Here is an 11,826-nt window from a genome sequence, read left to right as displayed (position 1 = left end):
GACCAAAAAGGGAGAAGATACATGTCCGTAATCACCGTATTCAACGGCCTGTTTTGCGAAGCGGGCGTTGTGGTCAAGCGGGTACTGGACGCCACCGGCTATAGGCTCGTCACCGATCAGGAAATCGTGGCCGACGCCGCCCGGCTTTCGGGCATGGCCGAGGAGAAGATCGCCCGCGCCTTCCAGGCCGGAACATCGGTCTTCAACAAGTTCAGCCATGAAAAGGAGCGTTCCGTGGCCTGGCTGCGGCTGGCCATGGCGCAGAAGCTTCTGGATTCCGACAAGCTGCTCTTTTCCGGCTACGCTTCCCAGCTGCCTCCCGGCAGCATCAGCCACCTGCTGCGCGTCTGCCTGATCGCCGAGATCAAGCACCGTCTGGCCCTGGCTGAAAAGGAGGAGGGCTTCGCCGAGAAGCACGCGCACAAGCTGATCCGCAAGGACGACGAGGACCGCGCCGCCTGGGTCAAGACCCTCAAGGGAGTCAAGGATCCCTGGGATCCTTCGATCTACGACATGGTCGTGCCCGTGCCCAAGACCGGCATCCAGGAAACCGCCGACCTCATCGTCGAGCAGGCCGCCAACGAGGCCGTGAAGGTCACGCACTCCTCGCGCGATGCCGTGGAGGACTTCCTGCTGGCGGCCAAGGTGGAAACCGTGCTCGCCAGCGAGGGGCACAACGTGGAGGTCGCCGCCAACCACGGAAAGATCGTCCTGACCATCAACAAGAACGTGCTCATGCTCGAGCGGCTGGAGCGCGAACTCAAGGAGATCGTCGGCGCCGTGGAAGGGGTTCGCAATGTGGAGTCCCGTGTCGGCAAGGGCTTTCACCAGGCCGACATCTACCGCAAAGTGGACTTCGAGGTGCCCTCCAAGGTGCTTCTCGTGGACGACGAGCGCGAATTCGTGCAAACTTTGTCGGAGAGGCTCATGCTCCGCGACATGGGCTCCGCAGTGGTCTACGACGGCGAAGCCGCGCTGGATCTGGTCAAGGACGACGAACCCGAAGTCATGATTCTCGACCTGAAGATGCCCGGCATCGACGGCATCGAGGTGCTGCGCCGCGTCAAGGAGACCAGGCCGCAGATCGAGGTCATCATCCTCACCGGCCACGGCTCGGAGCAGGACCGCAAGGTCTGCATGGACCTGGGGGCGTTCGCCTATCTGCACAAGCCCGTGGACATCGATGTGCTCAGCGAGACGCTCAAGGCCGCCAACGACAAAATCCGCCGCAACGAAGGCTGAGGTATCCGTCGTGAAGATCCTGACGATGCTGCGCCGGCTCATTCCGGAATTCTGGGACACCGATCCCGACGCCGGGCCATACAAGAGCCTGTTCAACTACCACCGCATCTGGCGGCTGGCCATCGGCCTGCTCGCGGTGGTGGCGCTGGTGCCGCTCATCGTCATGACGCTCATCGACTACAACGTGACCCGCTCCTCCCTGGAGTCCGAAAACCTGCTGCGCGCGGCCAGGACCACCTCCAACACGCGCCGCGCCGTGAGCTACTTCCTGGATGAGCGCAAAAACGCCCTGGAATACATCGTGCTCCAGGAGGATGTGGGCGGCCTGCGGGACCAGCAACGGCTCGCGCGCGTGCTGGACGCGCTCATGGGCAGCTTCAGCGGGTTCGTGGACCTGGGGCTCATCGACGGTCACGGAAAGCAGGTGGCCTACGTGGGACCGTACCAGCTCCAGGGCAGAGACTACAGCAATCAGCCTTGGCTCCGGCGGACCCTGGAGAAGGGGGCCTTCACCAGCGGCGTTTTCCTGGGCTATCGCGACGTGCCGCACCTGATCGTGGCCATCAGGTGTCTTGTGGACGGCGAACAGTACGTGCTCCGGGCCACCTTGGACACGGAGCAGTTCAACAACATCCTCGGCGGACTGGACCTTTCCGGCGGAGGGGACGCGTTTCTGGTGGACGCCGACGGCGTGCTGCAGACTCCCTCCCGCTGGAACGGTCCGGTGCTTTCGCGCACCACGCTGCAAATCCCCGAATATTCCGACACCACGCATGTCCTGATCACCCGCGACCAGTCGGATCGGGAATTCATCGTGGGCTACGCCTACATCACGGACACGCCGTTCATCCTGCTGCTCGTGAAGCCCACGGCGGAGCTGATGAAGCCCTGGCAGACCATACGCATCGAGCTGCTTTGGATGCTCGTGGTCAGCATCGTCCTGATCATGCTGGTCATCGTGGGCGTGGCCACCTACATGGTCGGCAAGATCTACATCGCGGACCAGACGCGCGCCCGGACCCTGCACCATATGGAGCACACCAACCGCATGGCCTCCATAGGACGACTCGCGGCGGGAGTGGCCCACGAGATCAACAACCCGCTTGCGATCATCAACGAAAAGGCCGGACTGGTCCGCGACCTCTTCACGTACAAGAAGGAATACCAGCACGACGAACGGCTCATCGCCACCATCGATTCGATCATCAAGTCCGTTGAGCGTTGCGGCGCGATCACCAAGCGGCTTTTGGGCTTCGCGCGGCACATCGACGTGCAGATCGAGAAGATCCGCTTCCGCGACCTGACCGAGGAGGTGCTCAGCTTTCTGCACAAGGAAGCCGAATATCGGAGCATCGCCATCGGGCTGGACATCGCGGACGATCTGCCGGAGTTCGAGTCGGACCGGGGCAAGTTGCAGCAGATTTTCCTGAATCTGGTCAACAACGCCTTCCAGGCCATGAGCGACGGCGGGAAACTCTCCATCGCCGCGCGGCGCCAGGGCAAGGACGCCCTGCTATTCGCCGTGTCCGACAATGGCTGCGGCATTCCGGAGGCAGACCGCAAGAGAATTTTCGAACCCTTCTTCTCGACGAAGAAGAAGCGCGGCGGCACAGGGCTCGGCCTGTCCATAACCTACGGACTCGTTCAGGAACTCGGCGGCGAGATGTCCGTGGAGAGCGAGGTGGGCAAAGGCACGACATTCACCATCACCCTGCCGTTGCGTGCGCAGATCAAGGGGGCTTGAGATCATGAGGATATTGCTGGTAGACGACGAGGCGGAATTGGTTTCTGCCATGGCCGAGCGCCTTGCCATGCGCGGCATGGAGGCGGACTGGGCGGAAACCGGGGAGCAGGCCATGAAGATGGCCGTTGCCAAGCATTACGACGTGGCCGTACTGGACATGAAGATGCCCCGCATCGGCGGCCTGGAGCTTCGTCGCCGTCTTTCCGAGCTGGATGCCGCCATGAAGTTTATCTTTCTTTCGGGGCACGGCTCCGAAGAGGATTTCAAGCTGGGGTCCGCAGAGGCGGAGTCCTATCTGATCAAGCCGGTCCGGATCGAGGATCTCGTGTCCAAGATCCGCGAGGCCGCTGAATAGTGCCGCCGGCGGCGGCAAAGGAGCGCACCGTGTCCCCGAACATGCAACACGACAACGCGGACCGCGAGGAACTGAAGTTCTTCGGCCGCGTCAGCGCATCGGTTTCCCACGAGATCAAGAACGTTTTCGCCGTGATCCATGAGGGGGCCGGGCTCCTCGACGATCTTTGCCTGCTGGCGGCCAAGGGCCGCCCGCTCGACCCGGAGCGGCTGCAGAGCGTGGCGCAGAGCATTCTGGGACAGATTCGTCGCGGCGACGAGATCGTCAAGAACATGAACGCCTTTGCCCACAGCGTGGACGAGGACGTACGCGACGTGGATCTTGCCTCGGGAATGGAACTGATCGTCAAGCTCTCCCGCCGCGCAGCGGCAGCCAAGAGCGTGCAGCTCGAACTGGGCGAGAGCCGTTCAGCAACGATCCGCACCGACCCGTATTCTCTTGGCAGGCTCTTGCACGGCGTCCTGATGCTGGCGCTGGAAGGCGCGGAGAGCGGGGCCACGTTCACGCTGCGCGCCGCTCCGGTTTCCGAAGCCCCGGCGGACGGGGCGCAAGTGACGCTGACGGGAGCGAGCCTGCCCGCTGTGCTGCCGGATAGCCTTGAACGCCTGACCCGACGCCTCGCCGCAAGCGTGGAGCCGGGAGACGAGGCCGGAATCGTGGTCGTGCGCCTGCCCAGGGCGCTCCCCGACGCGAACGGTCATATATAGCAACCATCATTTCTTCATCAAGGAGATTTGCCATGTCTGAAAAGGTACTGCTCGTCGACGACGAAACCGAGTTCCTGGAAAATCTGTCCGAGCGCATGTCCATGCGCGGAATGAACGTGTCCACCGCCGACAACCCCGCTTCGGCGCTCAAGGCCGTGGATGAGGACTCCTACGACGCCATCGTGCTCGATCTCCAGATGCCGGACATGAACGGCATTGAACTGCTCAAGTTCATTCGCGAGAAGCACCCGGAGATGCAGGTGATCCTGCTCACGGGGCACGCCACGCTGGAAAAGGGCGTGGAAGCCATGAAGCTCGGCGCCATGGACTTCATGGAGAAGCCCGCGGACATCAATGCCCTCACCGAGAAGATCAAGAAGGCCCAGGCCCGCAAGATCGTGCTCGTGGAGAAGATGACCGAAGAGAAGATCAAGGAAATCATGAATACGAAGGGCTGGTAGCAGCTCCCGGAGCGGGTTTTCCGCTCCGCTCAAGAGGGTGTCCTTCCTGTTGGGTTTTGTGCGTCTGCCGCGCACGAATCGCAGGATCAGGGGCCGCGTTTCGCGCGGTCCCTTTTTTTTTATGTGGGGTCAGTCCTTGCGGACCAAACGCAATTCGACGCGACGGTTGGCGGCGCGGTCCGCTGCCGAGGTCTCGGGGCTGACGCGCGGTTCGGACTCGCCCCTGCCGACCGGCACCATGAACCACCAGGGTACGTCCTTCTGGTCGCGGAGATAGGCGAGCACGGCCCGGGCACGCTCCAGGGAGAGCTGCTCGTTGTAGCTCGACGGGCCGCTCGTGTCCGTGTGGCCGATGATCTGGAGCAGGTAGTCGTCCTTGTCGATGTCCTGGAGCGCTTTGGCCGCGTCGTTGAGCAGGGGAATGGAGATCGGAAGAATCTCGGCCTTGCCGCTGGCGAAGCGGATATCCAGGTTGACGGAGCCCTTGTTGAAGAGTTCCGCGCGAATGCGCTCGGCCTGGCCGTCGAGTTTTTTCACTGCGCTGACCAGGGGCATGGCGCAGGCGGAGAAGAGCAGGGCGGCTGCGAGAAAAACAAGCAGCGCGAATCGGGATACGGGATCGGTGCAGCTTCTGAAGGGGCGCGGGCTCGGCATGGTACGCTCCGTTGAGGTTTCCGGCCTTGTACTCCGGTCAACGGGAAACGGCAATGAGGGGGGCGTGCCCCGGACGCCTGCCGTTCGCCTTCGCGTCGTTCGTGGGCAACAGCGCCTGCTCAGGTGAACAGGCAGACCTTGCACTCTTTGGCGAAGCGCATGAAGTCCTCCGCGGTCCAGACCTTGACGTCCGGGATGAGCCTGCTTTCGTCCAGTTCCATCATGTCGATGGTCATTTTGCAGGCGATGAGCTCCACCCCTTCGATCTGGGCCATTTCCTGCAATTCCGCCAGGCTGGGGATGTTCGCCTTCTCGATCTTGCGCTTCATCATGCCGGTCGCGAGGCTGGCCATGCCGGGAATGATGCCCATGGCGCCTTCGGGGAAATACTTGGCGCGGTCGAATCCGCCTTCAATGACGAGGTTCAGGCCCATGAAGGAATAGAAAATCTTGCTTTCCATGCCCATGCGGGCGGCGTTGATGCCCAGCACCAGGGAAGGGTACGCGCCGTCGAGGGTGTCCTTGACGCAGACGAATCCGGCCTTTTCCTTTTCCATTTTGCACCTCGCAGGTTGTTTTGCCGACAAAGCGGAACTCTGATCCTATTTCCTACATCCCGGCTCCGGTTTGTTCAAGGGATGAGGACGCGGAATAACGTTGCGAAGCGCATTGGACACGAAAGCGGCCTTGATCCATGCACGCGCGTGCAGGTCAAGGCCGCTTTTCTATTCCGGCAAGCCGGACAGGCTCGAAGGGTTGGTACCCGGGACGGGAATTGAACCCGTACAGTGCAAGCACCGAGGGATTTTAAGTCTGTTGAGGGTGAAATATTGTCTTTAATTACAATGGGTTTGCATTTTGTGTGTTGCGCAATGTCTGTGGTTTCCGCAACAAATACTGCAACATGTGCAGTTGTGATATATCAATATCTATGAATGTCTCTTGCCTGGAAAAGGCTACTTTGAGAGCGTAGATGTTTTCTAAAGTGATTTGTTAGTGTGGTAAACTCCGTCACATAATATTCGGAGTAGTGATTTAATCCTGCCAGTATACTCTCTTAATAAATCATGTGTGATTTGAATATGATCATTTTCATTGAATGGGAAGCTTGGGGCTACGTTCGTAATTTTTTTGTATAGGTTAGGAGTAAACGTATTGTACCCATGCGCGATGGCATTTCTAATGTGGACAACTTCTTCAAGGCCTGCTTGATTTTTGTAGACCTTATCCCATGATTGCCCGACAGAAGCTAATAATTGTGTCCCCCACACTGCAATCCCATTTTCTAGCCTGAGTTGATCAATCTCTTCATGCTCGTGTTCAGAAATATTCCTTTCAAACAAATCCCATTTACCATTGTTAATTATGTACAAAACGAGTTTTGAATGACTTTCAAGTAGAGATACCGCTCTCAAAAGAATCATGGAATAAAAAAATGCCCCATCAGAAAGGGTCGCTATATGCTCATCTAGTTCTGTTTCGTAATTGGATAGACCATCAGAAAAACGTATGAGCGTTTTGCCGTCGTACTCGACGGAAGGAGCTTTCCACTTGCTGATTTCAGCATCGAAGGCAATGCGAGAACAATAAAGTGTTCTCATTAATATTCGCCAATCTTTCCAGACAGGAGCAGCAACCCACGTGTTGTTAGACATAGCTCTTATTTTTGTTTGGTACCGGAGGCGGGATTTGAACCCGCACGACCATTACTGGTCTAGGGGTTTTAAGCCCCCTGTGTCTGCCGTTCCACCACTCCGGCCCTATCAAATATCGACAGAAATCTTCTTGTTGCGGCAACAATTCTGCAACATTGATGAATCTGAAGTCAATGCTTACGCTGTCGTAATTATTTGTCAAATTAGGGAGTATCTACATTTTAGATAGATACCCCCTGTGTGCTGCGAATATATTGCGCTAGCGGATAGTAGACATAAATTGTTTTAAGTCCCTTGCGTCTACCAGTTCCGCCACCCGGGCACGGGTGAGTCTGTGTAGCGGCCCGTGCGGGCCGCGTCAATCCGTTTGCCCCTTGGGGCTAGGGCTTGTCGAAGAGCCGCAGGTAGTTGCGGAACAGGCGCGGGCTGAGTCGCGTGAACCTGTCGAAGTCGCTGACGATTTCCAGGCCCGGCACAACGGCCCGGCAGACCGGGATGTCCAGGTCTTTGCGCGTCAGGTCGGCGTAGTGCGGGGTGTAGCCGTTGGCCAGCAGCGTTTGTTCCAGCACCATCAGGTCGCCGTCGGCGCTGCCCGTGGAAAGGTCGGGCAGGTCTTCCAGCCTGCGCAGGGGCAGGCCATCCGGCGCGGGGCTCGTGGCCGGGCCGGGGAAGGGGTAAGGCGTTTCCGTCAGCGCCGAAAGCAGCGCCCGTTTGCCGTCCAGGCCGCAGCCCATGCCCTGGTTCACGTCGCCCCGGATGCCGAGGACGATGGATTTGTAGCAGGGCACGCCCAATTCCGACGTCATGTCCTGGAACCAGACGTGGATGCCGCATTCCGCCAGCGCGTCGAGATGCTTGCGAACCTTGGGGTCGTCCGTCTCGATGCGGAAGCAGTCGCGCATGTCCAGGGGCTGGACCGCGTCCGCGTCCCTCTCGACGACCTCGCAGAGGGCGGCGACGCGCGCCTCGCTCACGGTGTTGCCGGAAGCCAGGCCCGTGGAGCCGAGCGCGCTGAAGAGATTCTGCTCGTCGAGGTTGCAGAAAAGATAGACCAGCTGCACGGGGATGCGGGTCGCTGTCGGCCCCTGGGGCGTGGCGCATTCGCCCGGCATCCAGCAGAGGCTTTGCCCCTGGTAGGGCACTTCCGTGCGCAGGGCCGTGAGGTCCAGGGCGTGCCCTGCGGCGCGGGCCTGGTCCAGGGTGCCCTGGAAGAGGTCGGCGGGGCCGCTGATGCCGCCGATGCTCTTGCGGCCGATGGATGCGTAGGAGGAAAAGCGCTCGGCGACCTCCATGGAGTAGGATGCGCGCGTGGAATCCGCGTCGAAACCTCTGCCGTAGCTCGTCTGCATGCCGTTGAAGGTGTATTCGTTGCGGCCGTTGCGGACGCTGAGCTTGAACATCCAGTGCCGGAGCCGGGCAAAGGGGCTCAGGCAGGCCTTGTGCTGCATCTCCGGCGTGGCGAACGCTCCGGCCCTGTCCAGCTTTTCCAGGGCGTCGAGCGCCGTTTCCAAGGCGGGCTTGCGCGCCTTGGCCGGTGGAAGCCGGTCCACGAGGGCGGCGCGCACCTCCGATGCACCGACGCTTTTCCGGGCGGGGCGCAGTTCCTCTTCGGAGTAGGGCAGGGGCATTCCGGCCTGATCCGGTTTCGGCAGGGGCGTATGGTCCATGCTCTCCGCCGCGAAGCGCTTGGCCCACTCCCGGTGCAGTTTCTGATCCTTGAGCAGGTGCGAGCGGATGGTCACGCTGGGCGAGTTGCGGGCCAGCATGGCCAGGTCCAGGCCGTCCATGCGCTCGCGCAGGTGCGCGAAGCGGAAATGGGACAGGCAGGCTTCATAGAGCAGCGCCGCCAGCGCGGGATCCTTGTCCGGAGCCGCGCAGGCCGCTTCGATGTACTGCTCGACCTTGCGCGTGCGCAGCTTGCCGAGCTGCTGGAGGGCGAAGTGGTGCATGAAGTCGTCGAAGGGCGCGGCGCGCAGGTGGTCGAGCACCTGGTTCAGGCTCAGGTTCGGTCCGGGCATGGCGGAAAAGCAGCCCACTCCGGCCACGGTGTCCATCAGTTTCAACTCATAAAGCATCTGAAATCCTCACAGGCTTGCGCGCGGCTGTTCGCGGGGTTCATGCGGAAAAGGCGTCGCCGGAACGGGTCTTGTAGTCCCGCAGGCGCTGGCGCAGGTAGAGCGCGGCCTCGGAAGCCGGGCCGTCCTTGGCCGGAAATTCGTGTTCTCTGCCGCCCTGGGTGTGCAGGCGCATGGTTCCGTTTTCCAGTTCCACCATCTCGATGTCCCGGTAGTATATTTCCACGCAGCCGAGATCGCTGGTGTCGAACTCCGGCGGCAGAAATTGGCGCGGGGGAAAGATGCGGCCTTCGCGTTTGGCCATGACCGCGTAATCCCGCTTGGGCGCGAGCACGGTCAGCTTCATGCTGTCCGGCAGTCCGTGCAGCAGCCAATGCCCGACAGTGCCGGAAGTCTCCGGGAAGACGTAGTGGTGTTCGCCCGGATGGATGGCGCAGGCGCTCTGGCAGGCGGCGGTCAGGCTTTCCTGGAGGTCTTCTTTCAGCGAAGGGTGGTAGATGCCGCGGATGAGTCGCGCACCATGGCAGTCCGCCAGCGGGACGAGCAGAAGCAGAAGCAGCCCGAACCAGGAACCCGTGAGCCAGGCCGCGCCGAGGAGCGGAAAGCAGCTTGCGGCCTTGAGCAGGGGACTGGTGCAGAAGAAGATGAAAAAACGGTCCGCTCTGGACACGGATTCCCCTCCTCGGGCTGACGACTGTTTCGTTTGGGTAGCTATTTCTGGATGCTGGGTCAATATCCGCCCGGCGCAACCGCCACCCCCGGCCTCACCTTCGTTTCGCCAACTCCGCCTCGACCAGGGGGGCCAGCGCTTCGGCCATACTGCGCACGCCTTGCTCGTTGGGATGGATCTGGTCGATGAGCACCTTCATGGGGTCGCGCAGGTAGAGCGAAAGGAGGTCGGGCAGGAGCGCCACGCCGAAGCGTTCCGCCAGGTGCGGAAAGATCATGTCGAACTCGCGCTTGTATTCTTCGCCGAACTCGGCCAGGCAGCGCACCCCGGCCAGCAGCGCCGGAATCTTGCAGGCGGCGAGTCCTTCCAGAATGGCCGCAAGGTCGTCATCGGTCTGGCCGGGTTCCAGGCCGAGGAAGAAGTCGTTGGCCCCGAAAGCCACGATGCAGAGATCGGGTTTGGCCTGGAGCACCTTTTTGAGCCGCTGGAGGCCATCGCCCGCGGTGTCTCCGGAAACGCCGAAGTTGTGGCAGCGGACATCAAACCCGCGATCCCGGAGCAGGCTTTCGAGCACGCTGGGCAGGGCCTGGCTGGCGCGCAGGCCGAATCCCTCGGTCAGGCTGTCGCCGAAGCAGGCGATGCAGAATGAGCCGCTCATGGTTATCTTCCTGCGACCCAGCCGGAAAGTCCCTTGATTTCATCGGGCCAGTCCTTGCTGAGCCGGATGGACAAAAAGCGAGCAAAGGCCGCATCGAGCATTTCCAGGCAATTTTCGATGAGAAAAATCTTTTCCAGGAACGCACCGTCGGGATCTTCGTCGTCCTTGCCGTGGCTGGTTTCGATTTTGGGAGTTTTCAGTCCGCTGAGGCAGAAATCCTCGGCCTTGATCGTGACCATCCAGGTTTCGCCGTCGCTTTCCAGGCGCAATTGGGCCTTGTTGACCTTCTTGCCGATGCGCAGACCGCTGAAAGCCTCGGTCAGCTCGCCGAGGGGACTGCTGACCGTGGCCGTGGCCAGGTTTTCGCCCTCGCCGCCTTGCACGGAGATGCGCTGTTCCACGGTGATGCCGAAGCCTTTCCCGCCGGAGGTGGTGAAGTTTCCTCCGGTGGTTTCCGAATAAAACCAAAGCCAGGTCAGGAATTCCTGGCCGATGATGCGGTTCTCGCGTTCAACGAGTTGCAGGTCCATGGCGAATCCTTAAATAAAGATGGAAGGTTCGAGGTCTTCGAGCGCTTTGGCCGCGTCTTCGCCGAGCTGGTCCATGGCCAGGAAAAAGGGCGTCAGCGGCTCCAGGCGCAGCTCGAAGGTGGCGAAGAAGTGGTCCTCGAACAAGGCCCGCGCCTTGGCGTTGGTCGTGTCCAGATAGAGGTGGTGGTTCTGGGTGTTCCAGACCACGTCGAAGACGGCGGGAATGGGCAGGGAGCGTGCCCGCAGCCGGAGCATGACCTGCTCCTTGATCTCCTGCTTTCGCGCGCGCGAAACGAAGGTCTTGCCCTGTTCCTTGGCCTGGGCCAGATCCTTCTTCAGGGCGATCTGGAAATGCTTCTTGAAGACGGCGGGCTGGACGCGGCGGGTTTCCAGGCGCAGGGTGAACGCGATGTAGCTCGCTTTCTCCGGGGGCGACTGGCGCCAGTCCACGTCGAGCATGTCGTCGATGTTGGTCCAGCCGAAGGAGCGTTCCTCGGCGGAGTCGTCTATGTCCACGAAGCGATATTGCTTGAGCCGTGCCGGAACGTCGCGCAGCAGCTCGTTGGTGACGTCGTCCATGATGCGGTAACGGGTCAGGCCCGTGCTTGCCGAAAGGATGCCCAAAACGTTTCCTCCTTGTTTCGGGATGGTCCGGTATGGGTAGATTCAAAACGTGGTCCTGTAAAGGGCTCTGGTGGTCTTGCGTTTCGATTCGGAGCATCGTAATGCGCCTTCCCCCATCCTTTGGACCACTGAGCGGTCATTTTAAGGTGGAGCCCGGCGTCCGAGTTCGAGCCTCCGAGGAGGCGATTTGCCGTATCCGTTGTGGAGCGTAGCCCGTCCCCGTAGGGGCGGCCCGAAGGGCCGAGGGCGGAGCGGAACAACGGATACGAGCCAAGTCAATGAACATTGAAACTGCCCCTGTATACATCCGCTGGAGTCCTCTTGTCCAACGACGAATGTCTGCGTTCCTCATTGTAGTAGTGAAAATACCGTGTCAGGCCATGATATAGCTCGATCCCATCGGAATACGCCTTGGGGTAAACATCTTCGTATTTCACCGTCCACCACAGCC

General features: G+C 60.5%; 14 protein-coding genes and 1 tRNA gene. 5 read left to right on the top strand and 10 right to left on the bottom strand.

Features of this window, described 5'->3' with window-relative positions:
- The first annotated feature begins 21 nt into the window (after window positions 1-21).
- The 5 genes from G452_RS0111110 to G452_RS0111090 are packed head-to-tail and all read left to right on the top strand — an operon-like array spanning window position 22 to window position 4,509.
- Window positions 22-1,242 carry a response regulator gene (locus tag G452_RS0111110; protein ID WP_022662334.1) on the top strand — a complete coding sequence of 407 codons (1,221 nt, stop codon included), beginning with the start codon at window positions 22-24 and terminating at the stop codon, window positions 1,240-1,242.
- Window positions 1,243-1,267: 25 nt separating this feature from the next.
- Window positions 1,268-2,986, top strand: a complete 1,719-nt coding sequence (locus tag G452_RS0111105; RefSeq protein WP_040368652.1) for a sensor histidine kinase — start codon at window positions 1,268-1,270, stop codon at window positions 2,984-2,986.
- Window positions 2,987-2,990: 4 nt separating this feature from the next.
- Entirely contained in the window at window positions 2,991-3,341 is a 351-nt protein-coding gene (locus G452_RS0111100) for a response regulator transcription factor (RefSeq protein WP_022662332.1), read from the top strand.
- A gap of 29 nt (window positions 3,342-3,370) precedes the next feature.
- Window positions 3,371-4,048 carry a sensor histidine kinase gene (locus G452_RS20655; RefSeq protein ID WP_155887681.1) on the top strand — a complete coding sequence of 226 codons (678 nt, stop codon included), beginning with the start codon at window positions 3,371-3,373 and terminating at the stop codon, window positions 4,046-4,048.
- Between the two features lie 32 nt (window positions 4,049-4,080).
- Window positions 4,081-4,509 carry a response regulator gene (locus tag G452_RS0111090; protein WP_022662330.1) on the top strand — a complete coding sequence of 143 codons (429 nt, stop codon included), beginning with the start codon at window positions 4,081-4,083 and terminating at the stop codon, window positions 4,507-4,509.
- A gap of 129 nt (window positions 4,510-4,638) precedes the next feature.
- Here G452_RS0111090 and G452_RS19195 read toward each other — a convergent pair whose 3' ends face one another.
- The 10 genes from G452_RS19195 to G452_RS21955 form a co-directional block, all read right to left on the bottom strand.
- Window positions 4,639-5,163, bottom strand: coding sequence for an OmpA family protein (locus G452_RS19195; RefSeq protein ID WP_022662329.1), 525 nt, complete (start codon window positions 5,161-5,163; stop codon window positions 4,639-4,641).
- 119 nt (window positions 5,164-5,282) lie between these two features.
- Window positions 5,283-5,720, bottom strand: coding sequence for a DsrE/DsrF/DrsH-like family protein (locus G452_RS0111080; RefSeq protein WP_022662328.1), 438 nt, complete (start codon window positions 5,718-5,720; stop codon window positions 5,283-5,285).
- 423 nt (window positions 5,721-6,143) lie between these two features.
- Window positions 6,144-6,818 (bottom strand): hypothetical protein, encoded by a 675-nt coding sequence (locus G452_RS21500; protein WP_155887680.1) that lies wholly within the window; start codon window positions 6,816-6,818, stop codon window positions 6,144-6,146.
- Between the two features lie 16 nt (window positions 6,819-6,834).
- Window positions 6,835-6,922, bottom strand: a tRNA-Leu gene (locus tag G452_RS0111075).
- A gap of 276 nt (window positions 6,923-7,198) precedes the next feature.
- On the bottom strand, window positions 7,199-8,893 hold the full coding sequence (locus G452_RS0111070) for a YcaO-like family protein (RefSeq protein ID WP_022662327.1): 1,695 nt from the start codon (window positions 8,891-8,893) through the stop codon (window positions 7,199-7,201).
- Window positions 8,894-8,933: 40 nt separating this feature from the next.
- On the bottom strand, window positions 8,934-9,563 hold the full coding sequence (locus G452_RS0111065) for a hypothetical protein (protein ID WP_022662326.1): 630 nt from the start codon (window positions 9,561-9,563) through the stop codon (window positions 8,934-8,936).
- Window positions 9,564-9,657: 94 nt separating this feature from the next.
- The gene (locus G452_RS0111060; RefSeq protein WP_022662325.1) at window positions 9,658-10,221 is read right to left on the bottom strand and encodes a GDSL-type esterase/lipase family protein; all 564 of its coding nucleotides are present in this window, start codon (window positions 10,219-10,221) and stop codon (window positions 9,658-9,660) included.
- Window positions 10,222-10,223: 2 nt separating this feature from the next.
- Window positions 10,224-10,751, bottom strand: a complete 528-nt coding sequence (locus G452_RS0111055; RefSeq protein ID WP_022662324.1) for an SH2 domain-containing protein — start codon at window positions 10,749-10,751, stop codon at window positions 10,224-10,226.
- Between the two features lie 9 nt (window positions 10,752-10,760).
- Entirely contained in the window at window positions 10,761-11,375 is a 615-nt protein-coding gene (gene rdgC, locus G452_RS0111050; RefSeq protein ID WP_022662323.1) for a recombination-associated protein RdgC, read from the bottom strand.
- A 275-nt stretch (window positions 11,376-11,650) separates the two neighbouring features.
- A complete protein-coding gene (locus tag G452_RS21955; RefSeq protein WP_081650419.1) occupies window positions 11,651-11,812 on the bottom strand; it encodes an integrase core domain-containing protein in 162 nt (53 codons plus the stop codon).
- Window positions 11,813-11,826 lie beyond the last annotated feature (14 nt).

Source organism: Paucidesulfovibrio longus DSM 6739, assembly GCF_000420485.1.
Taxonomy (GTDB): Bacteria; Desulfobacterota; Desulfovibrionia; order Desulfovibrionales; family Desulfovibrionaceae; genus Paucidesulfovibrio; species Paucidesulfovibrio longus.
Note: the sequence above shows the minus strand (reverse complement) of the source record. Positions and strands in the feature narration are given on the sequence as shown.